Origin of the sequence: Pseudomonas serbica, assembly GCF_028823535.1 — a bacterium.
In the GTDB taxonomy this organism is placed as follows: domain Bacteria; phylum Pseudomonadota; class Gammaproteobacteria; order Pseudomonadales; family Pseudomonadaceae; genus Aquipseudomonas; species Aquipseudomonas serbica.
The window spans coordinates 47828-73593 of sequence record NZ_JAQIYM010000003.1; the positions used below are offsets into that span (position 1 = coordinate 47828).

General features: G+C 60.4%; 26 protein-coding genes. 2 read left to right on the top strand and 24 right to left on the bottom strand.

Annotated features, from left to right (window positions below):
- Window positions 1-370 precede the first annotated feature (370 nt).
- Window positions 371-2050, top strand: a complete 1680-nt coding sequence (gene leuA / locus NQL71_RS05140) for a 2-isopropylmalate synthase (RefSeq protein WP_046820382.1) — start codon at window positions 371-373, stop codon at window positions 2048-2050.
- Window positions 2051-2252: 202 nt separating this feature from the next.
- Here the strand turns inward: leuA and NQL71_RS05145 are convergent, their stop codons facing one another.
- From NQL71_RS05145 to trmJ, 21 genes are all read right to left on the bottom strand, one after another.
- Window positions 2253-3044, bottom strand: a complete 792-nt coding sequence (locus NQL71_RS05145; protein WP_046820383.1) for an amidohydrolase — start codon at window positions 3042-3044, stop codon at window positions 2253-2255.
- Entirely contained in the window at window positions 3032-4180 is a 1149-nt protein-coding gene (locus NQL71_RS05150; protein ID WP_248687433.1) for a pyridoxal phosphate-dependent aminotransferase, read from the bottom strand. The genes NQL71_RS05145 and NQL71_RS05150 overlap by 13 nt, the downstream gene beginning before the upstream one ends.
- A 158-nt stretch (window positions 4181-4338) precedes the next feature.
- Entirely contained in the window at window positions 4339-5808 is a 1470-nt protein-coding gene (gene der / locus NQL71_RS05155) for a ribosome biogenesis GTPase Der (RefSeq protein WP_046820385.1), read from the bottom strand.
- Window positions 5809-5948: 140 nt separating this feature from the next.
- Window positions 5949-7100: an outer membrane protein assembly factor BamB gene (gene bamB, locus NQL71_RS05160; protein ID WP_046820386.1), complete on the bottom strand. Its 1152-nt coding sequence runs from the start codon at window positions 7098-7100 to the stop codon at window positions 5949-5951.
- Window positions 7093-7734 (bottom strand): tetratricopeptide repeat protein, encoded by a 642-nt coding sequence (locus NQL71_RS05165; RefSeq protein ID WP_046820387.1) that lies wholly within the window; start codon window positions 7732-7734, stop codon window positions 7093-7095. Before NQL71_RS05165 ends, bamB begins: the two co-directional genes overlap by 8 nt.
- 41 nt (window positions 7735-7775) lie before the next feature.
- Window positions 7776-9065, bottom strand: coding sequence for a histidine--tRNA ligase (gene hisS, locus NQL71_RS05170; RefSeq protein ID WP_046820388.1), 1290 nt, complete (start codon window positions 9063-9065; stop codon window positions 7776-7778).
- Window positions 9066-9102: 37 nt separating this feature from the next.
- Window positions 9103-10212, bottom strand: a complete 1110-nt coding sequence (ispG, locus tag NQL71_RS05175; protein ID WP_020795607.1) for a flavodoxin-dependent (E)-4-hydroxy-3-methylbut-2-enyl-diphosphate synthase — start codon at window positions 10210-10212, stop codon at window positions 9103-9105.
- A gap of 3 nt (window positions 10213-10215) precedes the next feature.
- Window positions 10216-11214 (bottom strand): RodZ domain-containing protein, encoded by a 999-nt coding sequence (locus NQL71_RS05180; protein ID WP_274642356.1) that lies wholly within the window; start codon window positions 11212-11214, stop codon window positions 10216-10218.
- On the bottom strand, window positions 11214-11972 hold the full coding sequence (gene pilW, locus NQL71_RS05185) for a type IV pilus biogenesis/stability protein PilW (RefSeq protein ID WP_274642357.1): 759 nt from the start codon (window positions 11970-11972) through the stop codon (window positions 11214-11216). The genes NQL71_RS05180 and pilW overlap by 1 nt, the downstream gene beginning before the upstream one ends.
- A 16-nt stretch (window positions 11973-11988) precedes the next feature.
- Window positions 11989-13131, bottom strand: a complete 1143-nt coding sequence (rlmN, locus tag NQL71_RS05190) for a dual-specificity RNA methyltransferase RlmN (RefSeq protein WP_020795604.1) — start codon at window positions 13129-13131, stop codon at window positions 11989-11991.
- Window positions 13132-13159: 28 nt separating this feature from the next.
- Window positions 13160-13585: a nucleoside-diphosphate kinase gene (gene ndk / locus NQL71_RS05195; protein WP_024014216.1), complete on the bottom strand. Its 426-nt coding sequence runs from the start codon at window positions 13583-13585 to the stop codon at window positions 13160-13162.
- An 88-nt stretch (window positions 13586-13673) separates the two neighbouring features.
- Window positions 13674-13874 (bottom strand): Fe-S cluster assembly protein IscX, encoded by a 201-nt coding sequence (iscX, locus tag NQL71_RS05200; RefSeq protein ID WP_046820391.1) that lies wholly within the window; start codon window positions 13872-13874, stop codon window positions 13674-13676.
- Between the two features lie 14 nt (window positions 13875-13888).
- Window positions 13889-14230, bottom strand: coding sequence for an ISC system 2Fe-2S type ferredoxin (gene fdx / locus NQL71_RS05205; protein ID WP_077182504.1), 342 nt, complete (start codon window positions 14228-14230; stop codon window positions 13889-13891).
- A 2-nt stretch (window positions 14231-14232) separates the two neighbouring features.
- A complete protein-coding gene (gene hscA, locus NQL71_RS05210; RefSeq protein ID WP_077182503.1) occupies window positions 14233-16095 on the bottom strand; it encodes a Fe-S protein assembly chaperone HscA in 1863 nt (620 codons plus the stop codon).
- Between the two features lie 51 nt (window positions 16096-16146).
- The gene (gene hscB / locus NQL71_RS05215) at window positions 16147-16668 is read right to left on the bottom strand and encodes a co-chaperone HscB (RefSeq protein WP_046820394.1); all 522 of its coding nucleotides are present in this window, start codon (window positions 16666-16668) and stop codon (window positions 16147-16149) included.
- Window positions 16669-16676: 8 nt separating this feature from the next.
- Window positions 16677-17000, bottom strand: a complete 324-nt coding sequence (iscA, locus tag NQL71_RS05220; RefSeq protein WP_003227904.1) for an iron-sulfur cluster assembly protein IscA — start codon at window positions 16998-17000, stop codon at window positions 16677-16679.
- A gap of 34 nt (window positions 17001-17034) precedes the next feature.
- Window positions 17035-17421, bottom strand: coding sequence for a Fe-S cluster assembly scaffold IscU (gene iscU / locus NQL71_RS05225; protein ID WP_046820395.1), 387 nt, complete (start codon window positions 17419-17421; stop codon window positions 17035-17037).
- A 101-nt stretch (window positions 17422-17522) separates the two neighbouring features.
- Window positions 17523-18737 (bottom strand): IscS subfamily cysteine desulfurase, encoded by a 1215-nt coding sequence (locus tag NQL71_RS05230; protein ID WP_046820396.1) that lies wholly within the window; start codon window positions 18735-18737, stop codon window positions 17523-17525.
- Between the two features lie 50 nt (window positions 18738-18787).
- On the bottom strand, window positions 18788-19279 hold the full coding sequence (gene iscR / locus NQL71_RS05235; RefSeq protein WP_007903581.1) for a Fe-S cluster assembly transcriptional regulator IscR: 492 nt from the start codon (window positions 19277-19279) through the stop codon (window positions 18788-18790).
- Window positions 19280-19519: 240 nt separating this feature from the next.
- The gene (gene cysE, locus NQL71_RS05240; protein WP_046820397.1) at window positions 19520-20296 is read right to left on the bottom strand and encodes a serine O-acetyltransferase; all 777 of its coding nucleotides are present in this window, start codon (window positions 20294-20296) and stop codon (window positions 19520-19522) included.
- Window positions 20297-20298: 2 nt separating this feature from the next.
- Window positions 20299-21069 (bottom strand): tRNA (cytosine(32)/uridine(32)-2'-O)-methyltransferase TrmJ, encoded by a 771-nt coding sequence (trmJ, locus tag NQL71_RS05245; protein ID WP_046820398.1) that lies wholly within the window; start codon window positions 21067-21069, stop codon window positions 20299-20301.
- A 146-nt stretch (window positions 21070-21215) separates the two neighbouring features.
- Here trmJ and suhB point away from each other — a divergent pair, with 146 nt between their 5' ends.
- Window positions 21216-22034 (top strand): type III secretion system regulator SuhB, encoded by an 819-nt coding sequence (suhB, locus tag NQL71_RS05250; protein WP_046820399.1) that lies wholly within the window; start codon window positions 21216-21218, stop codon window positions 22032-22034.
- A gap of 249 nt (window positions 22035-22283) precedes the next feature.
- On the opposite strand, the gene NQL71_RS05255 is transcribed toward suhB, so the two are convergent.
- The 3 genes from NQL71_RS05255 to secD all read right to left on the bottom strand — a co-directional run bounded on the left by NQL71_RS05255 (window position 22284) and on the right by secD (window position 25747).
- Window positions 22284-22835, bottom strand: coding sequence for a glycine zipper 2TM domain-containing protein (locus NQL71_RS05255; RefSeq protein ID WP_046820400.1), 552 nt, complete (start codon window positions 22833-22835; stop codon window positions 22284-22286).
- Window positions 22836-22954: 119 nt separating this feature from the next.
- On the bottom strand, window positions 22955-23869 hold the full coding sequence (gene secF, locus NQL71_RS05260; protein ID WP_046820401.1) for a protein translocase subunit SecF: 915 nt from the start codon (window positions 23867-23869) through the stop codon (window positions 22955-22957).
- Between the two features lie 9 nt (window positions 23870-23878).
- Window positions 23879-25747: a protein translocase subunit SecD gene (gene secD, locus NQL71_RS05265; RefSeq protein WP_046820402.1), complete on the bottom strand. Its 1869-nt coding sequence runs from the start codon at window positions 25745-25747 to the stop codon at window positions 23879-23881.
- Window positions 25748-25766 lie beyond the last annotated feature (19 nt).

Genomic DNA, 25766 nt, shown 5'->3' on the forward strand with positions numbered 1-25766 from the left:
AGTCGAGGCTTTAAGAATAGCCTCACCGACAACAGCTGCGGCCAAAACCTTCGATTGCGCATCGCTCAAACCTTGCGCAAGCAACCTCATAATCAGGCGGATTCATCGCAATAAAATCTCGTTACAGATGCCCTGAAGAGGATTCCTCTCAATTTTTTTCGACCGCTTGCCATCCTTCCCCCCCGCGGTTAGGGTTGAAGGCATGAAAACCTCTCACACCCTCATTCAGCTTCGTCAGCACCGCAGTCTGTGCCTTGTCAGCGCACGACTGCCGGGCTGAATCGCGGCGCCTCATCCCAGCGTTACTCCAAGAACATATTGATCCACCGGCAGGCCGCCTTTTTTCGGCCCACACAATAAGGATTTCCCGATGAGCATGCTCAAAGACCCGTCTTCGAAATACCGTGCGTTCCCGACCATCGATATCCCGGACCGCACCTGGCCGTCGAAGACCATCACCGCCGCGCCGATCTGGTGCAGCTCCGATCTGCGTGACGGTAACCAGTCGCTGATCGAACCGATGGACGCCGTCAAGAAGCTGCGCTTCTGGAAAACCCTGGTGCAGGTCGGCGTGAAGGAAATCGAAGCGTCGTTCCCTGCCGCCTCGCAAACCGACTTCGACTTCGTGCGCACCCTGATCGAAGGCAACCACATCCCTGACGACACCACCATCCAGGTGCTGACCCAGGGCCGTGAAGACCTGATCGCGCGTACCTTTGAATCCCTGCGCGGGGCGAAGAAAGCCATCGTGCACCTGTACAACGCGACCTCCCCTTCCTTCCGCCGCATTGTCTTCAACCAGGACAAGGACGGAATCAAGGAAATCGCCGTCAGCGCGGCCAAGCTGTTCGTCAAGTACGCGGCCATGCAGCCTGAAACCGAGTGGACTTTCGAGTACTCGCCGGAAACCTTCAGCGCCACCGAACTGGAGTTCGCCAAGGAAGTCTGCGACGCGGTGATCGAGGTCTGGAACCCGACGCCCGAGCACAAGATGATCCTCAACCTGCCGGCCACCGTCGAATGCGCAACCCCGAACATCTATGCCGACCAGATCGAATGGTTCGGCCGTCACATCAACCGTCGTGACAGCGTGATCATCAGCCTGCACACCCACAACGACCGTGGCACCGGCGTTGCCGCCACCGAGCTGGGCCTGATGGCCGGCGCCGACCGTGTCGAAGGCTGCCTGTTCGGCAACGGCGAGCGTACCGGTAACGTCGACCTGGTGACCGTGGCCCTGAACATGTACACCCAGGGTCTCGACCCGCAACTGGACTTCTCCGACATCGACGGCGTGCGCAAGGTCGTCGAAGAGTGCAACCAGATCCAGGTGCATCCACGTCACCCGTACGTCGGCGACCTGGTGCACACCGCGTTCTCCGGCTCGCACCAGGATGCGATCCGCAAGGGCTTTGCCCAGCAGAAACCGGACGCCCTGTGGGAAGTGCCGTACCTGCCGATCGACCCGGCCGACATCGGCCGCAGCTACGAGGCGGTCATCCGCGTCAACAGCCAGTCGGGCAAGGGCGGTATCGCCTACCTGCTGGAGCAGGAATACGGCATCAGCCTGCCGCGTCGCATGCAGATCGAGTTCAGTCAGGTCGTGCAGCGTGAAACCGATCGCCTGGGCCTGGAAATGTCCGCCAAGCAGATCCACTCGCTGTTGATCAGCGAGTACCTGCAAGCCAACACCCCGTACGCGCTGGTCAGCCATCGCCTGCAGGAAGAAAACGGCAACAGCGCCGTCGAAGTGGAAGTGGCGAGCAAGGGCCAGGGCGAGACCAACCTGCACTGGCGCGGCAAGGGCAACGGCGCCCTGGAAGCGCTGGTGGCCGGTCTGCCGATCCCGGTGGAAATCATGGACTACAACGAACACGCCATCGGCGCGGGCACCAACGCCAAGGCCGCGGCCTACATCGAGCTGCGCGTGAACGGTGAACGTGCGGTGCATGGCGTGGGTATCGATGAAAACATCACCACCGCCAGCTTCAAGGCCCTGTTCAGCGCTCTGAACCGCTCGCTGAGCCAGCCGGAAGCGAAAGCCGCGTAAGCCTCGCTGCAATGCAAAAGGCCCCGGGGTGTGAACCTCGGGGCCTTTTTTTGCCTGCTTATTCTGTGTTGTCTGAACAGACCTCTTCGCGAGCAGGCTCGCTCCCACAGGGGGTTTGTGGTGTACCCAACATCTGCGCCTCCACCGATCAACTGTGGGAGCGAGCCTGCTCGCGAAGGGGCCGGTTCAGGCAGCGAAGATTTCAGGTGAACTCAAAGGTATCGGCATCCAGATTCGCCGGAAACCGCGTGCGATAAGCTGCCAGTTCCGCCGCATCCAGCGTCACCTTGAACACGCCATCCGCCTCCCCTGCGCTAAGCAACGTCTCACCCTGGAAATCCAGCACCTGGCTGTCACCGGTATACGCAAAGCCTTTGCCGTCGGAGCCGATGCGATTCACCGCCGCCACATAACACAGGTTCTCAATCGCCCTCGCCGGCAGCAAGCGGTTCCAGTGTTGGCGGCGCGCACCGGGCCAGTTGGCGGTGTACAGCAGCAAGTCCGTGTCCTGGGCATCGCGACTCCACACCGGGAAGCGCAGGTCGTAGCAGATCAGCGGCCGTACCCGCCAGCCCTTGAGCTCGAACTGCACCTGGCGCTCGCCGGGGGTGTAATGGTTATGTTCACCGGCCATGCGAAACAGGTGGCGTTTGTCGTAGTGCCACACTTCGCCGTCAGGGCGTGCCCACAACAGACGGTTGCGATGGCTGCCATCAGCGGCCTGCACGATCACGCTACCGGTGATCACCGCATCGAACTTGGCCGATTGAGCCCGCAGCCATTTGCTGGTGGGACCGTTTTCCGCCTCGGCCAGGGTCTCGGACTCCATGGAGAAACCGGTGGTGAACATCTCCGGCAGAATGATCAGGTCAGCGCCGCGGGCCTGCTCCAGCAACTGCTCGAAATGCTCCAGGTTGGCCTGGCGGTCGTGCCAGGCCAGGGTGGTCTGGATCAGCGCAACGGTCAGGTTCGGCAGTGCACTCAGATCACGCATAATTTTTCCGCTGCTTCACGCAGGGTCTCCTCACGTTTGGCGAAGCACAGGCGCACCAGGCGCTGCCCGTCTGGTGGCGTCTGGTAGAAAACCGAGATCGGAATACTCGCCACGCCATGCTCGCGGGTCATCCACAGGGCCATTTCGACGTCATTGAGGTCGGGGCGGATCTGCGAGTAGTCGACCAGCTGGAAGTACGTGCCGGCCACCCGGGTGAAACTGAAACGCGAAGGCGCCAGCAGATCGCAGAACAGATCGCGCTTGGCCTGGTAGAACGCCGGCAATTCTTCGACGTGTTCCGGGTGTTCGGCCATGAAATCGGCCAAGGCATATTGCAGCGGCGTCACGCCGCAGAAACTCACGTACTGGTGCACCTTGCGCAGTTCCGCCGTGAGGGCCGGTGGCGCGACCACGTAGCCGGTTTTCCAGCCAGTGACGTGATAGGTCTTGCCGAACGAGCTGACCACAAAGGCGCGCTGATACAGCTCTTCATGATTGAGCACGCTGGCATGGGCCACGCCGTCGAACACCAGGTGTTCGTAGACTTCGTCGCTGACCAGGTAGATATCGCGATCACGGATCAGATCCGCCAACTGATCCAGCTCGGCCCGACTGATCAGCGCCCCGCTTGGATTGTGCGGTGAGTTCAGCACGATCATTCGCGTGCGCGGGGTGATCGCCTCAGCCAGCTTCTGGAAGTCGATGGAGAAATCATTCAGCCCAAGCTGCACATGCACGCAACGACCGCCAGCCAGTTCCACCGAGGGTTCGTAACTGTCGTAGCACGGATCGAAGACGATCACTTCGTCGCCGTTGCGGATAACCGCCTGGATCGCGCAGAAGATCGCTTGGGTGGCACCTGGAGTGACCGTCACTTCAAGCTCGGCATCCACGTTGACGCCATAGCTGCGGGCGATTTTCGCGCAAATCTGCTGACGCAGCGCCGGCAGGCCGGTCATCGGCGAATACTGGTTGTGGCCACTGGCGATATGCCGACCGACCGCATCGCACAGGGCCTGCGGGGCATCGAAATCGGGGAAACCCTGGGACAGGTTGAGCGCCCCGGTTTGCGCCGCGAGCTGAGACATCTGGGTGAAGATGGTGATGCCGACATTCGGCAGCTTACTGGTGATCATCGAGGAATCCCTGCTCTGCACCCGGCTCTAACGGCGGCGCGGGAGAGCCCGAGGATAGCCCATCCGGCGCCCATAAAAAAAGGGCGCCAAACGGCGCCCTTCTCCAAGCTGATCATTCCCACGCAGAGCGTGGGAATGATCAGCTCAGCCTTCAGGAATCAACGCTTGTCGCGGCGCTTCTTGTCGGCCTTCTTGTGGTGCGACATCAAGCGACGCTTCTTGTTGACCTGGCGGTCTGTCAGCGAGTTCTTGTTGCCTTCATACGGGTTCTCGCCGCCCTTGAACTCGATGCGGATCGGCGTACCGACCAGCTTCAGCACACGACGGTAAGTGTTCTCCAGATAGCGCACGTACGACTTCGGCACTTTCTCGATCTGGTTACCGTGAATCACGATGATCGGCGGGTTTGCGCCACCCAGGTGAGCGTAACGCAGCTTGATCCGGCGGTTGTTGACCATCGGCGGCGCGTGCTCGCCCACCGCATCTTCGAGGATCTGGGTCAGGCGGTTGGTTGGCCAGCGAGTCACGGCGGACTTGAACGAGTTCTGTACGGAGGCATACAGGTTGCCCACGCCAGTGCCGTGCAGTGCCGAGATGAAGTGGATGTCGGCGTAGTCAACGAAGAACAGCCGACGTTGCAGCTCGACCTTCACGAAGTCGCGCTCGCTCGGCGTCATGCCGTCCCACTTGTTGATCGCGATAACCAGCGCACGACCGGATTCAATGGCGAAGCCCAGAAGGTTGAGGTCGTGGTCGACCACGCCTTCGCGGGCGTCCATCACGAAGATCACCACGTTGGCGTCTTTGATCGCCTGCAGCGTCTTGACCACGGAGAACTTTTCGACTTCCTCGTGGATCTTGCCGCGCTTGCGCACACCGGCGGTGTCGATCAGCGTGTACTTCTCGTCGTTACGCTCGAACGGGATGTAGATGCTGTCGCGGGTGGTGCCGGGTTGGTCGTACACGATCACCCGGTCTTCACCGAGCATGCGGTTGACCAGGGTCGACTTGCCGACGTTCGGACGGCCGATGATGGCGATCTTGATCCCGTCTTTCTCGCTCGGGCCAGGAATGCGCTTGGCTTCCTCGCCTTCTGCAACGTCTTCTTCCTCGCCTTCTTCCGGCTCTTCTTCGTCTTTCGGGAACTCGCTCAGGGCGATTTCCAGCATCTGGGTGATGCCACGGCCATGGGCACCAGCGATCGGGATCGCGTGGCCCATGCCCAACGGGGCGAATTCGGCGCGGGCCATGTCAGGATCGATGTTGTCGACCTTGTTGGCAACCACGTAGGAACGCTTGTTACGCTTGCGCAAATGCTCGGCGATCATCTGGTCGGCGGCGGTGAAACCGGCCTTGGCATCTACCAGGAATAGAACGACATCTGCTTCTTCAATGGCCAGCAGCGACTGCTCGGCCATTTTTTCGTCCATACCATGCTCGTCACCGGAGATACCACCGGTGTCGACCAGAATGTAGGAACGCCCTTGCCACTTGGCCTCACCGTATTGGCGATCACGGGTCAGACCGGACAAGTCGCCGACGATGGCGTCGCGAGTCCTGGTCAGGCGGTTGAACAAGGTGGACTTGCCGACGTTCGGTCGGCCCACCAGGGCGATTACGGGAACCATGCGGCTCTCCACTTCGTTTATTTCAGAAAATACAAAAGCCGCTGCGAGGCAGCGGCTGGTGCTCGGGGCAGCGCCTGTAAGCGCTGCGAGCCCCACAGAGCGGGGCCGCTTGGGGATTAACCCCAAGCATAGTCAAACCTTTACTTGATGGTCAGGGCTTCCAGCTTGCCACTGTTGCCATACACATAAATCGTGTCACCCACCACCAGCGGACGCGCGCGCAGGCCGTCGCTGTCGATGCGCTCACGGCCGACGAATCGACCGTCTACCTGACTCAACAGGTGCAGGTAACCTTCCAGGTCACCCACTGCAACGTAGCTGGAAAACACTTCCGGAGCCGACAGTTGACGGCGGGCCAGCGAATCGTTGCTCCACAAGGCTGTGGTGGAACGCTCGTCGACGCCTTCAACGGTGCCCGAAGACAGACTCACATAGACGCTGCCGAAACCCTGGGCGACACCGGCATAGCTGGAAGCATCACGCTGCCAGAGCTGACGGCCGCTTTGCAGGTCCAGTGCCGCAACGCGACCCTGGTAGCTGGCGACATAGATCGTCTCGCCGGACAACAGCAAGCCGCCGTCGATGTCGACCACGCGCTCCAGTTCCGAACGGCCTTGCGGGATCGCTACACGCTGTTCCCACACCGGCACGCCGTTGGAAATGTCGAGAGCGACCACTTTACCGGTCGAAAAGCCAGCCACCGCGAGGCGGTTGGTCACGATCGGTGCGCTGGTACCGCGCAGGGTCAGCACCGCCGGGGTGCTGTCATACAACCAGCGCTGGTTGCCGGTGGCGGCATCCAGACCGATCAAACGGTCGTCCTGGGTCTGGACCACGACCACATCGCCATTGTTGGCCGGCGGTGCGAGGACTTCGCTGGACACGCGAGCGCGCCATTTCTCTTCACCGTTGATGGCGTCCAGGGCAACGATTTCACCCTTGATCGTACCGACCGTCAGCAGACCGTAACCCACGCCAACGGCGCCGGAAACAGGCAGTTCGAGATCTTTCTTCCATTTGACGTCGCCGTTGCTGCGATCCAGCGCCATCACCACACCGGTGACATCGGCGGCATAGATGGTATCGCCTTCGATGGCCGGAACCAGCATGTTGTAGGTTTCGCCCTGACCGTCACCGATCGAACGACTCCACTGCTTTTGCAGGACCACTTCTTCCTTGAAGTCGGTCAACTCGGCCGGTGGCAATTCTTTCTTGCTGTTGCTGCTGCAACCCGCGGCCAGAATGGCCAGGGCCAGCAATGCTGCATGCTTCCAACGAATCACGTCACGCATCCCCTTTGGCCAGGTCGTCCAGCTTGATTTGCAGGCCACCGACCGCCGCTTCATCCGACAGTGCCGCCTTGGCTTTTTGATACGCCGCGTGTGCTTCGTCGGGACGACCCAGCTGCACCAGCAGGTCGCCCTTGAGTTCTTCGCGAGTGGCCAGGAAGGCCTTGTCGGCATCGCCTTCCAGCAGCTTCAGGGCTTCATCGGCCTTGTTCTGCGCAGCCAGTACCTGCGCCAGGCGCTGACGGGCGATTTCGCCCAGTGCCGGGTTGGCCGGTTTGGCGACGATGGCCGCAAGCTCGGTGGCGGCGTCATCGAGCTTGCCGCTGTCGACCGCGACTTTCGCCACGAACAGGCTACCGTATTGCGCATAGGCGCTGCCGCCGAACTCGCTGTTGAGCTTGCCAGCCAGGTCCGAAACACGTGCCGCATCGGGCTTGCCGTCAGGGGTCAGCGTGGTTTCGAGCAGTTGCTGATAGAGCATCGAGGCGCCTTGCGACTGGTTGCTCTGATACTTCTGGAACGCCTGCCAACCGAACACGATGACCAGCGCCAGCAGGCCGCCAGTAACCAGGGGCTTGCCGTTGCGTGACCACCATTCCTTAAAATCCGCCAGCTGTTCGTCTTCGGTACTCGACACCCCAATACTCCTTAATCGCTAATTCGGCTGTTTAGACAGCTTCAACCCTGCACGACGCAGGTGGCCAGGTGAGCGGCAAGCGCGTCCCAGGCAATGCTTTGTTGTTCGCCCTGGCCACGCAGGGGTTTGAAACCTACCACTTGCTGGGCCATCTCGTCGTCACCGAGGATCAGTGCGAACAGCGCACCGCTCTTGTCGGCTTTCTTGAACTGGCTCTTGAAGCTGCCGGCGCCAGCATTGACTTGCAGGCGCAGGTTGGGCAACTGGTCGCGCACGCGCTCGGCCAGGACCAGGCCAGCCAGCTCGGCGGCTTCACCGAAGGCGCAGAGGTAGACGTCGACCTGACGGGAAATCTCTTCAGGGATCTGCTCGAGTGTTTCGAGCAGCAGCACCAGGCGCTCGATGCCCATGGCGAAACCGACGCCGGCAGTTGGCTTGCCGCCCATCTGCTCGACCAGGCCGTCGTAACGACCACCGGCACACACGGTGCCCTGGGCGCCGAGTTTGTCGGTGACCCATTCGAAAACGGTCTTACTGTAGTAATCCAGCCCGCGCACCAGCTTCGGGTTGATCACGTAGGGAATGCCGGCGGCGTCCAGGCGAGCCTTGAGGCCCTCAAAGTGCACGCGGGATTCTTCGTCGAGGTAGTCGGCCATTTTCGGCGCATCGACCAGCACCGCTTGAGTCTCGGCGTTCTTGGTATCAAGAACACGCAGCGGGTTGGTTTTCAGGCGGCGCTGGCTGTCTTCGTCGAGCTTGTCGAGATGCGCCGAGAGGTACTCGACCAGCGCTTCACGATAGCGACCACGGGACTCGCTGGTACCCAGGCTGTTGAGTTCGAGCTTGACCGCATCACGGATGCCCAGCTCGCCCCACAGGCGCCAGGTCAGCACGATCAGCTCGGCATCGATGTCCGGACCGTCGAGGTTGAACACTTCGACGCCAATCTGGTGGAACTGGCGGTAACGGCCTTTCTGCGGACGCTCGTGGCGGAACATCGGACCAATGTACCAGAGCTTCTGCACCTGGCCACCGCCGGTGATGCCGTGCTCGAGCACTGCGCGCACACAGGCCGCCGTGCCTTCAGGGCGCAGGGTCAGCGAGTCGCCGTTACGGTCGTCGAAGGTGTACATCTCTTTTTCGACGATGTCGGTCACTTCACCGATGGAGCGTTTGAACAGCTCGGTGAACTCGACGATCGGCATGCGGATCTGCTTGTAACCGTAGTTATCCAGCAAACGCGAAACGGTGCCTTCGAAATGACGCCACAGGGGGGTCTGTTCGGGCAGGATGTCGTTCATGCCACGAATGGCTTGCAGAGACTTGCTCACAATAAATCCTTAAATTCGTTCGGCTCTTTAGTCAGGCTCAACCGCGCGCGATAACCGCAGCGTCAGCCTCGACCTTCTCGGCCGCTTTCTCGCGGATCAAGCGTTCAAGCTCATCCACCAGATTGTCATTCGTCAGTTTCTGCGACGGCTTGCCGTCGATGTAAATCAGGTTCGGCGTGCCGCCGGTCAAGCCGATATGGGCTTCCTTGGCTTCGCCGGGGCCATTGACCACACAACCGATGACCGCAACATCCAGCGGCACCAGCAAGTCTTCGAGCCGCCCTTCCAGCTCGTTCATGGTTTTCACCACATCGAAGTTCTGCCGCGAGCAGCTCGGGCAGGCGATGAAGTTGATGCCACGGGAACGCAGGTGCAGGGACTTGAGAATGTCGTAGCCGACTTTCACTTCCTCGACCGGGTCAGCCGCCAACGAGATGCGAATGGTATCGCCAATCCCTTCGGCGAGCAGCATACCGAGGCCCACGGCAGATTTCACTGTGCCTGAACGCAAACCACCGGCTTCGGTAATCCCCAGGTGCAGCGGCTGGACGATTTCCTTGGCCAGCAAACGGTAGGCTTCGACGGCCATGAACACGTCGGAGGCCTTCACGCTGACCTTGAAGTCCTGGAAGTTCAGGCGTTCAAGGTGCTCGACGTGGCGCAGGGCCGATTCGACCAGCGCGGCCGGGGTCGGCTCGCCGTATTTCTTCTGCAGGTCTTTTTCCAGGGAGCCGGCGTTGACGCCGATACGGATCGGGATGCCGCGATCGCGGGCGGCATCGACCACCGCGCGCACGCGGTCTTCGCGACCGATGTTGCCCGGGTTGATCCGCAGGCAATCGACACCCAGTTCGGCCACGCGCAACGCGATGCGGTAGTCGAAGTGAATGTCGGCAACCAGGGGAACCTTGACCAGTTGCTTGATCTTGCCGAAGGCCTCGGCGGCGTCCATGTCCGGCACGGACACCCGCACGATATCGACGCCCGCGGCTTCCAGGCGGTTGATTTGCGCAACGGTCGCAGCGACGTCGTTGGTGTCGCTGTTGGTCATGCTTTGCACAGCGATGGGCGCATCGCCGCCAACAGGAACGTTACCGACCCAGATCTTGCGTGATTCGCGACGTTTGATTGGAGATTCGCCGTGCATGACTTATTGACCCAACTTCAGGCGAGCAGTCTCGCCACTGGTGAACGGAGCGACATTGACCGCCTGACCGTTGTAGCTGACCTGCGCGCCACGGGCGTAGCCCAGGCGTACGGAAAACGGCGGCTTGCCACTGAGGGAAACGCTTTCGCCTTTACGCTTTAGACCGCTCAACAGCACCTTGCCGGCGCCGTCGGTCACTTGAGTCCAGCAATCGGCCGTGAACTGCAATTGCACCTGGCCTTGGCCCGCCACCGCAGGCGCTGCTGGAGCCGTAGCGGTTGGCGCTGGCGCAGCTGGAGCAACCGGTGCAGTCACCGTCGGTACCGCAACGGCTGGAGCAGCCGGGGCTGGCGTTGCAGGTGTGGCGTCGATCGGAGCGGTAGCGGGCGCAACGGGCGCTGGCGTTTCAGCCGGTGCCTGGGTCGCGGTGTCGGCCTGCGGCAATGCCAGGGCCGTTGCATTATCAGTCTGACCTTCCGCGACAGCCTGGTCTTCCGGCTCGTCCAGCGGATGAATCTGGGTGGTGCCGTCGGCGCCTTCGACTTCAACGTGTTCCGGGCTGAGGCTGATCAGGTCCTTGGTGCGCTGCGAGGTCTGGTCCTGCCACCAGACGAAACCGCCACCCACCACGGCCACCAGCAACAACAGGCTGACAATACGCAAGATGGTGTGGGACACACGCACGGGCTCTTCGATACGACCCAGGCTGTGCACATTACTGCCCTTGGAGTCGGTACCGGTGGATTGGTCGAATTGCTGGACCAGGACGGCCTGGTCCATGCCGAGCAACTTGGCATAGGCGCGAATATAGCCCCGAGCGAAGGTATGCCCTGGCAGCTTGTCGAAATCACCGGCTTCCAGATTGCTCAGGGAGCCGACGGTAAGGTTGAGCTTGAGGGCCACTTCGGCCAGCGACCAGCCATTGCTTTCGCGGGCCTGGCGCAGGGTCTCACCGGGGTTAACGCGATTCGCTGCTACAACTTCGGGATGCGCCGCTTTCATCATTGCTCCGACAGGTATTGCTGATATTCCGGTGTACCGGGATAGAGTCGTTTTAATTGCAGGCCAGCACTGGCCGCCTTGTCGCGATCATCAAACACTTTTGCCAGGCGAATGCCGAGCAATAGACTACGTGCATTTTGCTCGGCAAGCAGGCTAAAACGATCGTAATAGTCACGCGCGGGCACATAATGCCTGTCTTCGTAAGACAACTCAGCCATTTCCAGCAATGCCCGAGGTTGTTGTCGGTTCAAGCGCAGGGCTTTTTCCAGTTGTTGCTGGGCCAACTCGCGCTGGCCAAGCATCGCGGCCGTCATGCCCAGGTTCTCGAATACGCGCGAACGCTCAGGATACAGGGTATCGGCGGCGGCCTGTTCGAAGCGCTCGTAGGCTTCCTTGTAACGTTTTTGCTCGAAAAGAAAACTGCCATAGTTGTTGAGGGTTCGCGCATCGGCGGGGCGGGAAGACAGTGCCTTGCGAAAATGCTGGTCAGCCAGGTCGGGCTCCATTTCGGCCTGGAACACCAGCCCCAGCGCCGCATTGGCGTCCGGGTCCGCGGCGTCCAGCTCCAGCGCCTTCTTCAAGGGCACCTTGGCGCGCTCGGTCATGCCTTGTTGCAAATAACCGATGCCCAGTTGCACGTAGGCATCGCGCGCCTCGTCACGGCCCTTGCTGGTCTTCATCGGGTTGTAGTCGCCCGAGAGCACACAGCCAGCACAGAGGCTGGCCAATAGCAAAAGCAGCGCAAAGCGCAGGGACATAGAGATCCTCTCTTGATTACTTCGCAGCGTTCGACGCCATATCGTTGTCGGCGCTCAGTTCACGCACGGCGATATAACGTTCGCTGCGACGGGTGCGATCCAGCACCTGTCCTACCAACTGGCCACAGGCCGCATCGATGTCTTCACCACGGGTGGTGCGGACAGTGACGTTGAAACCGGCATGATGAAGCTGATCCTGGAAGCGACGAATCGCGTTGTTGCTTGGCCGCTCGTAACCGGAGTGCGGGAACGGGTTGAACGGGATCAGGTTGATCTTGCACGGGATGTTCTTGAGCAGCTCGATCATTTCAACGGCGTGCTCGACCTTGTCGTTCACGTCCTTGAGCAAGGTGTACTCGATGGTCAGCACGCGCTTTTCGCCCAGGGACGACATGTAGCGCTGGCACGACTCGAGGAGCATCTTAAGCGGATACTTCTTGTTGATCGGCACCAATTGGTTACGCAATGCGTCATTCGGTGCGTGCAGGGACAACGCCAGGGAGACGTCGATGTGCTTGGACAGCTCATCGATCATCGGTACCACGCCGGAGGTCGACAGGGTCACGCGGCGCTTGGAAATGCCGTAGCCCAGGTCGTCCATCATCAGGTGCATGGCCGCGATGACGTTGTCGAAGTTCAGCAGCGGCTCACCCATGCCCATCATCACCACGTTGGTGATGGCACGGTCGACGGTCGCCGGGACGCTGCCAAAGGATTTGTTGGCAATCCACACCTGGCCGATGACTTCGGCGGCGGTGAGGTTGCTATTGAAGCCTTGCTTGCCGGTGGAGCAGAAACTGCAATCCAGGGCACAGCCTGCCTGGGACGAAACGCACAAGGTACCGCGCTTGCCCTGGGGAATGTACACGGTCTCGACGCAGCTGCCGGACGCCACGCGCACCACCCACTTACGGGTGCCGTCGCTGGAGATGTCCTCGCTGACCACTTCCGGACCACGGACCTCAGCAACAGCCTTGAGCTTTTCGCGCAAGGCCTTGCTGACGTTCGTCATGGCGTCGAAATCATCGACGCCAAAGTGGTGAATCCATTTCATTACCTGACCGGCACGGAAACGCTTCTCCCCGATTGAGTCGAAGAATTTTTCCATTTCCTGTTGAGTCAGACCCAGCAGGTTGGTTTTTACAGTCGATGTAGTCATGGATTCACCTTCACTCTTAAGCCAATGCTTAGCGAGTGGTTACTTCAGTAGCTGCGAAGAAGTATGCGATTTCGCGAGCGGCAGCGGCTTCGGAGTCCGAACCGTGTACGGCGTTGGCGTCGATCGATTCAGCGAAGTCAGCACGGATGGTGCCGGCAGCCGCTTCTTTAGGGTTGGTAGCGCCCATCAGCTCACGGTTGCGAGCGATAGCGTTTTCGCCTTCCAGAACCTGAACAACCACTGGACCGGAGGTCATGAAAGCAACCAGGTCGCCGAAGAAACCGCGCTCGCTGTGCTCAGCGTAGAAGCCTTCGGCTTCTGCTTTGGACAGTTGCTTCAGTTTCGAAGCTACAACGCGCAGGCCAGCGTCTTCGAAGCGAGTGGTGATCTTGCCGATCACGTTTTTAGCAACGGCGTCAGGCTTGATGATGGAGAAAGTACGTTGAACAGCCATGGTGTAACTCCAGAAACGGTAATTTGCGAAAAATTAAACCCGCGAATTATACGCGGGTTCTTGGGTATTGCCTAACCTGCAGCGTGGCTCAGTCGCGTTCTTCGATCCAGTGGGCCTGAATGGCCTCCAGGACCTTTTCGCCACAATGCTCAGGCTTGTCGTCGAATTCGGGCAATTCCATCACCCATTTACGCAGATCGACGAAGTTGACCGACATAGGGTCAACATCAGGCTTGCTTTCAGCCAGCTGAATCGCGATTTCCAGCACATCAGTCCACTTGAGACTCATGACAATTCCTTGGATCAGTGCGGCGCTTCGGCTGCGTGGTTGAGCGAGTACTTCGGAATTTCGACGGTCAGGTCTTCGGTGCCGACCTTGGCCTGGCAGGCCAGGCGGGACACAGGCTCCAGACCCCAGGCCCGATCAAGATAGTCCTCTTCCAGCTCGTCCGCTTCTTCCAGCGAGTCAAAACCCTCGCGAATCAGGCAGTGACAAGTGGTGCAGGCGCAGACGCCGCCGCAAGCGCTTTCCATCTCGATGTGGTGCTCATGGGCCAGTTCGAGGATGGAAATACCCGGCTCAGCCTCCACGACCATGCCATCCGGGCAAAACTTTTCGTGTGGCAGAAAAATGACCTGCGGCATCGTTATTCCTCAATCTCATTCAGGTTGCGCCCCGCCAGCGCGGCTTTCACCGTCGAGTCCAGGCGGCGGGCAGCAAAGGCGTCGGTCACTTGCGACAGACGCTTGGTCTGCTGCTCGATGGCGAAACCATCGGTACCTTTCATCAGTTCGGTCAATTCCTGCACCTGCAGGTCGATGACCATGCGCTCGTCAGCGTCGAGCAGTCGCTCGCCGTCGGCCTCCAGCGCAGCCTGCACCGCCTCGATCAGGCGCTGGGCGTCGACCTGTTGCTCGCGCAGCACGCGGGCAACCTTGTCGTCGTTGGCGTGCTGGAACGAATCCTTGAGCATCTTGGCGATTTCGCCGTCGGTCAGGCCGTAGGACGGCTTGACCTGGATGCTGGCTTCCACACCCGAACCCAGTTCGCGGGCGGAAACACTGAGCAAGCCATCGGCATCGACCTGGAAGGTCACGCGAATCTTCGCCGCACCGGCCACCATCGCCGGAATACCGCGCAATTCGAAGCGCGCCAGGGAACGGCAGTCGCTGATCAGCTCGCGCTCGCCCTGCAACACGTGGATCGCCATGGCCGACTGGCCGTCTTTGTACGTAGTGAAGTCCTGGGCGCGAGCGACGGGGATGGTGGTGTTGCGTGGAATCACCTTCTCCATCAGGCCGCCCATGGTTTCCAGGCCCAGGGACAACGGAATCACGTCCAGCAACAGCAATTCATCGCCGTCGCGCTTGTTGCCAGCCAGGGTATCGGCCTGGATCGCGGCACCGATGGCCACCACTTGATCCGGGTCGATTTCAGTCAGGGGCTGGCGACCGAAGGCTTCCGCCACGGCTTCGCGAACACGTGGTACGCGAGTCGAACCGCCAACCATGACCACCGCATGCACGTCTTCCAGCTCGACACCGGAATCACGTACCGCGCGGCGGCAGGCTTTCAGGCTGCGGGCGACCATCGGCTCGATCAACGCGTCGAAGGCTTCGCGGGTCAGTTCGGCTTTCCAGTCGCCGTGAACCACTTCGACCGACGAGGCATTGGTCAGCGCTTCTTTGGCCGCGCAGGCGGTTTGCAGCAGTTGACGCTGCGCACCCGGATCGAGATCGGCGGACAGGCCGGCGCTCTCGATGATCCAGCCAGCGATCGCGTGGTCGAAGTCATCGCCGCCCAGGGCGCTGTCGCCACCGGTAGCCAGTACCTCGAAGACACCGCCGGTCAGGCGCAGAATCGAAATATCGAAAGTGCCGCCGCCCAGGTCATAAATGGCCACCAGGCCTTCGGCGTGCTGATCCAGACCATAAGCCACAGCGGCCGCAGTCGGCTCATTGAGCAAGCGCAACACGTTCAGGCCGGCCAGCTTGGCCGCGTCCTTGGTGGCTTGGCGCTGGGCGTCGTCGAAATAGGCCGGAACGGTGATCACCGCGCCCACCAGCTCGCCGCCCAGGGTCGCTTCAGCACGCTGACGCAGGACCTTGAGGATGTCGGCGGAGACTTCCACCGGGCTTTTCGGGCCCTGGATGGTGTCGATGAACGGCATGTGCGACTCGCCACCGACAAAGCGGTACGGCAGTTGGTCACCCAGCTGCTTGACGTCGGACAGACCACGACCCATCAAGCGCTTGACCGACAGCACGGTGTTCAGGGGATCGGTGGCGGCAGCCAGCTTGGCGGATTCGCCAACCTCGACGCGATCGGCGTGATAGCGCACGGCGGACGGCAGGATAACCTGCCCTTGTGCGTCAGCCAGGGGCTCGGAAAGACCACTGCGCAATGCAGCGACCAGCGAATTGGTAGTGCCCAAGTCGATCCCCACAGCCAGACGACGCTGGTGCGGTTGAGGACTTTGGCCGGGTTCGGCGATCTGCAGTAGGGCCATCGTTATCAGGACTTATCTGTATATCAAGCGTGCGACCGGAGCGGCACTGGGTTAATCGTCGAGGCGCTCTTCCAGCTGGCGCACTTCGTAGGTGAGCTTGTCGAGGAACTGCATGCGCCGCATCAGGCGTTCGGCCTGTTCGCGGTGCGCAGCATCGTTCCAGCAAGCTGCGAAGCTTTGGTTCAGTTCATCCTGGGCAGCCTTCAGGCGACGCTTGAAGACAGCGACGCCATCGAGGTCGGCGCTGTCCTGCAGGTCTTCGAGCTCTTCGCGCAACTCCATCTGTTGCAGCAGAAACTCCGGATCATGCACCGTGACTTCCAGCGGCAGCTCGCCACCATTCAAGGCGAGCAGGTAACGCGCGCGCTTGGGTGGACTCTTGAGCGTCTGGTAGGCCTCATTGAGGCTCGCGGATTGCTCCAGCGCCAGCCGCTGCTCCCGCTCGGAAGCGTCGGCAAAGCGGTCCGGATGAACACTGCGCGCCAACTCACGGTAGCGCGTAGCCAGCTGGTCGAGATCCAGATTGAAGCTCGGTTGCAGCTCGAATAAAGCGAAATGACAAGGAGTACCCACGACAAGCCTCAGATGTTGAAGCTTTCGCCGCAGCCACATTCACCGCGCACGTTGGGGTTGTTGAACTTGAAGCCTTCGTTCAACCCTTCCTTGACGAAATCGAGCTCGGTGCCGTCCAGGTAGGCCAGGCTCTTGGGATCGATGATCACTTTCTCGCCGTGACTCTCGAACACCTGGTCCTCTGCAACCACCTCGTCGACAAACTCCAGCACGTAGGCAAGGCCGGAACAGCCTGTGGTGCGAACACCCAGGCGGATCCCTTCACCCTTGCCGCGCCCGTCGAGGGAGCGCCGCACGTGTCGAGCAGCCGCTTCTGTCATGCTGATAGCCATCGGTGACTCCTTACTCGTCGCCAAAAACTGAAAGTCAGATCAAGCCTTTCTTCTGCTTGTAGTCGCGAACGGCAGCCTTGATGGCGTCTTCGGCGAGCACGGAGCAGTGGATTTTCACTGGCGGCAGGGCCAGCTCTTCAGCCAGCTGGGTGTTCTTGATGGTTTCCGCTTCGTCCAGGGTCTTGCCCTTCATCCACTCGGTGGCGAGGGAGCTGGAAGCGATGGCCGAACCGCAGCCGTAGGTCTTGAACTTGGCATCTTCGATGATGCCGGCTTCGTTGACCTTGATCTGCAGGCGCATCACGTCGCCGCATGCCGGGGCGCCGACCATGCCGGTGCCGACATCCGGGTCTTCGGCATTCATCTTGCCGACGTTACGCGGGTTTTCGTAGTGGTCGATGACCTTTTCGCTGTAAGCCATGATTCTCAATCCTCACTCATCAGGGCCGCTCTTGAGACCCTGTAGCTGCGCTGCGTCAGTCGCCGCGTCGCTACAGGAGCCGTATCTGGCGGCTTCTATATTTAGTGTGCCGCCCACTCGATCTTCGAGATATCGACGCCGTCTTTGTACATGTCCCACAGCGGCGACAAAGCGCGCAGCTTGGTAACGGCCTCGCAAACTTTCTGCGCGGCATAATCGATTTCTTCTTCGGTGGTGAAACGGCCGAAGGTGAAGCGGATCGAGCTGTGTGCCAGTTCGTCGTTGCGGCCCAGGGCGCGCAGTACGTACGAAGGCTCCAGGGACGCCGAGGTGCAGGCCGAACCGGACGAAACCGCCAGGTCCTTGAGCGCCATGATCAGCGACTCGCCTTCAACGTAGTTGAAGCTCAGGTTCAGGTTGTGCGGAACGCGGGCAGTCAGGCTGCCGTTGACGTACAACTCTTCCAGGTGCTCGACCTGCTTGTAGAAACGGTCGCTCAAGGCCTTGATGCGCACGTTCTCGGCAGCCATGTCTTCCTTGGCCACACGGAACGCTTCGCCCATGCCGACGATCTGGTGGGTCGCCAGGGTGCCGGAACGCATGCCGCGCTCGTGACCGCCGCCGTGCATGGTCGCTTCGATACGTACGCGCGGCTTGCGGCTGACGTACAGGGCGCCGATGCCTTTAGGACCGTAGGTCTTGTGGGCGGAGAACGACATCATGTCGACTTTCAGTTTCTGCAGGTCGATCTCGACCTTGCCGGTGGACTGAGCGGCGTCGACGTGGAACAGGATGCCCTTGGCGCGCAGCAGTTCACCGATCGCAGCGATGTCGTTGATGGTGCCGATTTCGTTGTTCACGTGCATCACCGACACCAGGATGGTGTCGTCGCGCAGTTCGGCTTCGATCATCTCTGGAGTGACCAGGCCGTCGGTGCGAGGCTCGATGTAGGTGACTTCGAAGCCTTCACGCTCCAGCTGGCGCATGGTGTCCAGGACAGCCTTGTGCTCGATCTTGGTGGTGATCAGGTGCTTGCCTTTGGTGGCATAGAAATGTGCCGCACCCTTGATTGCCAGGTTGTCGGATTCGGTGGCACCGGAGGTCCAGACGATTTCACGCGGGTCGGCATTGACCAGGTCGGCCACCTGACGACGGGCGTTTTCGACGGATTCTTCGGCTTTCCAGCCAAACACGTGGGAACGGGACGCCGGGTTACCGAAGTTTCCGTCGACCAGCAGGCATTCACTCATCTTTTGCGCGACACGCGGATCAACCGGGGTAGTCGCTGAGTAATCAAGGTAAATCGGCAATTTCATGGACTATCTCCTAAATCAGGCTGGCTGGCGTGCCGCTAGCTCTCTGGCTGTCATTCGACGGCGGACGCTTCAATCTTGTCCAGGCGTGGCGCCTTGCTGTTGCAACGGCGTTGATCCTGACGCTGGGCTACTTCTTGCACCTCACGGCGAGTCACAAGGTCAGCCAAGCTGATACCGCTCAGAAATTCGTGAATCTGCAGGCTCAGATCGCACCACAAGTGGTGGGTCAGGCAGGTGTCGCCTTGATGGCAATCACCCTGGCCCTGGCATTTGGTCGCATCGACCGATTCGTTCACCGCATCGATCACCTGGGCGACCTGGATACCTTGCATGTCGCGAGACAGCTGGTAGCCGCCGCCTGGACCGCGGACGCTGGACACCAGATTGCTGCGGCGCAATTTGGCAAACAGCTGCTCGAGGTAGGACAGGGAGATGCCTTGGCGCTCGGAGATATCGGCCAGGGACACGGGCCCGTGCTGCGCGTGCAACGCCAGGTCGAGCATGGCGGTCACGGCGTATCGGCCTTTTGTAGTCAGTCGCATGGACAATTACCACGGAGTTCGGAATGAGGCGAGTATGCAATTCCCGAGTATTTAAGTCAACTATAAGACCTAGTACTTTAGTCAGGATTACCCGCAAAAGAGCGGCAGCATCATAGCAAAGGCTGGCCGTATACAGCCAGCAGTACCGCGTTATCGTTCTTCGCGAGCAGGCTCGCTCCCACAGTTTGGCCGCGCGGTCCAATGTGGGAGCGAGCCTGCTCGCGAAGGGCACGACGCGGTTTAGCTGGCCTGACTCTGATCCTTGTCCTTCACACAGGCGAAATCTTCTTCGCGCAGCTCAGGCAGGTCTTTCGCACAGTAATTACTGCCCAGATCCTTCAACGCCCCGCACATCCCCTCCAGGCGCCCGTCGACTGCCTGCAGATGATCGAGCAGCTGGTTGATGGCACGCGCCACCGGATCCGGCATGTCTTCCGTCACGCCGTAGGCATCAAAGCCGATCTTCTCGGCCATGGCCTTGCGCTTGGCGTCCAGCTCCTGGTCGGGCTTGACGATGATTCGTCCCGGAATGCCCACCACCGTGGCACCCGGCGGCACTTCCTTGGTTACCACGGCGTTGGAGCCGACCTTGGCACCGGCACCGACAGTGAACGGACCCAGCACCTTGGCGCCCGCACCGACCACCACGCCATCACCCAGCGTCGGGTGGCGCTTGCCTTTGTTCCAGCTGGTACCGCCCAGGGTCACGCCCTGATAGATGGTCACGTCATCGCCGATTTCGGCGGTTTCACCGATGACGATACCCATGCCATGGTCAATGAAGAAGCGTCGACCGACCTTGGCCCCCGGATGGATCTCGATCCCGGTCAGCCAGCGGCCGAAGTTCGACACCAGCCGCGCCAGCCACTTCAGGTCCGCACGCCACAGCATGGCCGACAGACGGTGAATCCAGATGGCATGCATGCCGGGGTAGCAGGTCAGGACTTCAAAAGCGTTACGCGCCGCCGGGTCTCGATGGAATACGCTCTGGATATCTTCACGCAAACGCTCAAACATCATTAATCCTTCCGCTTAAGAAGCTCACCACGGGCCGCTTTCTGGGTTTCCGTGAGGATGCCACGCAAAATATTCATTTCCGCCCGGCTGACCGAGCTGCGTCCGTACAACCGGCGCAGGCGCGCCATCAAGTGCCGTGGTTTTTCCGGATCGAGGAACTCGATGGCCACCAGGGTTTGTTCCAGGTGTTCATAGAATCGCTCCAGTTCATCCATGGTCGCCAGCTCAGCGCTTTTGACCGATGCCACTTCTTCCTTCTCGACCTTGGTCGGCTGACCTTGGGCCGCCAACCAGGACATGCGCACTTCATAACTCAACACCTGCACCGCCGCCCCAAGGTTCAGCGAGCTGAACCCAGGGTCTGATGGGATGTGCACGTGATAATGACATCGCTGCAACTCTTCGTTGGTCAGGCCGGAATCTTCACGACCGAACACCAGGGCGATCTCGGCGCCCTGCCCGGCCTCCTCGACCACCTTCGTGCCGCATTCGCGCGGATCGAGCAGTGGCCAGGGAATGCGCCGGTCGCGAGCGCTGGTGCCGAGCACCAGGTTGCAACCGACCAGGGCATCTTCCAAGGTGGCGACGACTTGCGCGTTTTCAAGGATGTCACCGGCACCGGAAGCGCGGGCATCGGCCTCGTGGTGCGGGAACAGGCGTGGTTCAACCAGCACCAGGCGCGACAGGCCCATGTTCTTCATGGCACGCGCAGCCCCGCCGATATTGCCCGGATGACTGGTGTTGACCAGGACGATACGAATGTTTTGCAGCAAGGGAGGCGCTCTCGAACTCGATAATCGGGAGCCGAATCTTACAGCTGTAGCTACCGTTAAGCCATGAAAGCGAACGTCGTCCTTCTCCTGTAGAAACTTTCTGATAGAATGCCCGGCTTTCTTTAACAACCTTAGGTGACACATCCATGCAGCCCATGCTGAATATCGCGCTGCGCGCCGCCCGCAGCGCCAGTGAATTGATCTTCCGCTCCATCGAGCGCCTGGATACCATCAAGGTCGACGAAAAAGACGCCAAGGATTATGTATCCGAGGTGGACCGCGCCGCCGAACAGAAAATCATCGACGCACTGCGCAAGGCTTACCCGAACCACTCGATCCTGGGTGAAGAGACCGGCCTGCACGCCGGCAACGGCATCGAAGGCGAAGAGTACCTGTGGATCATCGATCCGCTGGACGGCACCACCAACTTCCTGCGCGGCATTCCTCACTTCGCTGTCAGCATCGCCTGCAAATACCGTGGTCGCCTGGAACACGCCGTGGTCCTGGACCCGGTTCGCCAGGAAGAATTCACCGCCAGCCGTGGTCGCGGCGCTCAACTGAACGGCCGTCGCCTGCGCGTCAGCGGTCGCACCAGCCTGGACGGCGCCCTGCTGGGTACCGGCTTCCCGTTCCGTGACGACCAGATGGACAACCTCGACAACTACCTGGGCATGTTCCGCGCCCTGGTCGGCCAGACCGCCGGCATCCGCCGCGCAGGTTCGGCGAGCCTGGACCTGGCCTACGTGGCTGCCGGCCGTTTCGACGCGTTCTGGGAGTCGGGCCTGTCCGAGTGGGACATGGCCGCTGGCGCCCTGCTGATCCAGGAAGCAGGCGGCCTGGTGAGCGACTTCACCGGCGGTCACGACTTCCTTGAAAAAGGCCACGTCGTTGCCGGCAACACCAAATGCTTCAAGGCAGTGCTGACGGCCATCCAGCCGCACCTGCCGGCCTCGCTGAAGCGCTAAGCTTCCGGCGACAGAAAAAGCACCCTTCGGGGTGCTTTTTTATGCCTGCAAATCACCCTCAAAAACACCACACCCCCAATGTGGGAGCGAGCCTGCTCGCGAAGGCGGCGTACCGGTCAGCATATATTTTGAATGACTGACCGATTTCGCGAGCAGGCTCGCTCCCACAGGGATTGCGGTGATGTTTAAATCGCGAGCACAAAAAAAGCACCCCACAGGGTGCTTTTTTTTGAATCCGGTTTCAGCAGATCAATGAGCCACCTGATTCTCAGACAGGATCAGCTTGCCTTCCTTATCCACAGGAATCTGATTCCCCGGGTCACGATCCATCCGTACCTTGCCTTCCTTGCCATCCAGCGAATAACGCACGTCGTAACCCACGACCTTGTCGCTGATGTCATTCACCGTATTACAACGGGTCTGGGTCGTGGTGTAGGTGTCACGCTCCTGCATGCCCTCCTGAACCTTGTTACCGGCATAACCACCGCCGACAGCGCCCGCCACTGTGGCAATCTTCTTGCCGGTGCCGCCGCCGATCTGGTTACCCAGCAAACCACCTGCCAGCGCGCCGACTACCGTACCGGCGATCTGGTGTTGATCTTTCACCGGCGCCTGCCGGGTCACAGCTACATCCTTGCATACTTCACGTGGAGTCTTGATTTGTGTCTTGACCGGCTCAACGGCGAGTACTTGCGCGTACTCAGGACCGTTATCTTTAACCAGGCTGTAGGTGGCCACAGCGCCCCCGGCGGTTACACCGACAGCACCCAATACCGCACCAACCAGCATCGACTTGTTCACATGAACCTCCTGACCATCACATGCGGCACTTGTCCGCGCTTCTCCCTGCCTTGGAGCATAAAAAAAGGCGCGAGTTCAACTCGCGCCTTTTTGGACTACATCGCTAAAGGATTTTTCCCTCAAGGACGGTCGTCGATTTCCTTCTCGGTGTTGGCCGCAGGAATCAGGTCCTCGGAACTCAGGTTCAGCCAGATCAGCACCACGTTGGCGATGTAGATCGACGAATAAGTACCCGCCAGCACCCCGATGAACAGGGCGATGGAGAAGCCGAACAGGTTGTCGCCACCGAAGAACAGCAGGGCCGCGATCGCCAGCAAGGTGGAGATCGAAGTGGCCATGGTCCGCAGCAGGGTTTGCGTGGTCGAGATGTTGATGTTCTCGATCAGGTTGGCCTTGCGCAGCACGCGGAAGTTCTCACGAACCCGGTCGAATACCACAATGGTGTCGTTGAGCGAGTAACCGATGATCGCCAGTACCGCCGCCAGCACCGTCAGGTCGAAGGTGATCTGGAAGAACGACAGGATACCGATGGTCACGATCACGTCGTGGATCAGCGAAACGATCGCACCTACCGCAAACTTCCACTGAAAGCGGAACGCCAGGTAGATCAGGATGCCGCCCAGCGCCATCAGCATGCCGAGGCCGCCCTGGTCGCGCAGCTCTTCACCCACCTGCGGGCCGACGAACTCGACGCGCTTGACCGTCGCCGGGTTCTCGCCGCCGACCTTCTGCAGGGCCTCGGCCACCTGGTGACCCAGTTGCGGGTCTTCGCCCGGCATGCGCACCAGCAGGTCGGTGGTGGCACCGAAGTTCTGCACGATGGCTTCGTGATAACCCGATTTCACCAGTTGCTCACGCACCTGGGTGACATCGGCCGGACGCTCGTAGGTCAGCTCGATGAGCGTACCGCCGGTAAAGTCCAGGCCCCAGTTCATGCCCTTGGTGGCGACGCTGAACAAGGCCAGCACGGTAAGGAACAATGTGACGCCGAACGCAACGTTGCGAACGCCCATGAAGTTGATTGTACGTAACATGGCAGCCCCTTAAATCCACAACTTCTTGAAGTCACGTCCGCCGAAGATCAGGTTGACCATCGCGCGGGTCACCATGATGGCCGTGAACATCGAGGTAAAGATCCCGAGGGACATGGTCACTGCGAAGCCCTTGACCGGGCCTGTACCCATGGCAAAGAGAATCCCGCCAACCAGCAAAGTAGTCAGGTTGGCGTCGAGAATCGCGGTGAATGCCCGGCCGAAGCCTTCGTTGATCGCGCGCTGCACGGTCATGCCCGCGGCGATCTCTTCACGAATCCGCGAGAAGATCAGCACGTTGGCGTCGACCGCCATGCCCATGGTCAACACGATACCGGCGATGCCCGGCAGGGTCAGCGTTGCCCCCAGCAGCGACATCAGCGCCAGCAGCATCACCATGTTCACCGCCAGTGCGACGGTGGCGATGATGCCGAAGAAGCGGTAGATGGCGATGATGAACAGCGAGACGAACAGCATGCCCCACAGCGATGCATCGATACCCTTGGTGATGTTGTCCGCACCCAGGCTCGGGCCGATGGTGCGCTCTTCAGCGAAGTACATCGGAGCAGCCAGGCCGCCAGCGCGCAGCAGCAGCGCCAGTTCGGACGACTCGCCCTGGCCATTCAGGCCGGTGATACGGAACTGCGCACCCAGCGGCGACTGGATGGTCGCCAGGCTGATGATCTTCTTCTCTTCCTTGAAGGTCTGAACCGCGACGTCTTTCTCGACACCGTTGACCATTTGCTTGGTGTAGGTGGTGACCGGACGCTGCTCGATGAAGATCACCGCCATGCTGCGACCAACGTTCGAACGGGTCGCGCGGCTCATCAGCTCGCCACCGTGGCCATCCAGGCGGATGTTCACTTCTGGCGTGCCGTGCTCGCCAAAACCAGCCTTGGCGTCGGTGACCTGGTCACCGGTGATGATCAGGCCACGCTCGATCAATGCAGGAGGACGCTTGCCTTCACGGAACTCGAATTCTTCGGAAGTGGCTTTCGAAGCGCCAGGCTCAGCGGCCAGACGGAACTCGAGGTTCGCTGTCTTGCCGAGGATACGCTTGGCTTCCGCGGTGTCCTGTACGCCCGGCAGCTCAACCACGATGCGGTTGGCGCCCTGACGCTGGACAATCGGTTCGGCAACACCCAGCTCGTTGACGCGGTTACGTACCGTGGTCAAGTTCTGCTTGATGGAGTATTCGCGGATTTCCGCCAGCTTGGCCGGGGTCATCGCCAGACGCAGCACCGGTTGACCGTTGAGGTCGGCCGGAACAATGTCGAAATCGTTGAAATTCTTGCGGATCAGGGTACGGGCCTGTTCACGGCTGTCTTCATCGGAGAAGCCCAGCTGAATGGCGCCGTTGAGTTGCGGCAGGCTGCGATAGCGCAGTTTCTCTTTACGCAACAGGCTCTTCACATCGCCTTCGTACACTTTCAAGCGTGCGTCGAGGGCTTTGTCCATGTCCACTTCGAGCAGGAAGTGCACACCACCGGACAAGTCCAGACCAAGCTTCATCGGGTGCGCGCCGAGGTTGCGCAGCCATTGCGGGGTGGTTTGTGCCAGGTTCAGTGCAACGACGTAGTCATCACCCAACGCCTTGCGCACCACGTCCTTGGCCGGCAGCTGGTCTTCAGCCTTGGTCAGGCGAATCAGACCGCCCTTGCCGCCCGCTGCCAGCGTGGCAGCCTTGACGTTGATCCCGGATTCCTTGAGCGCTGCGCTCACACGATCCAGATCAGCCTGGTTGACCTGCAGCGCAGTGCTTGCACCGCTGACCTGGATGGCCGGGTCATCAGGATAAAGATTGGGAGCGGAATAAATCAGACCGATCGCCAGCACCGCCAGGATCAGAATGTATTTCCACAGAGGGTATTTGTTCAGCATCACGCCGCCCGCTTATGAC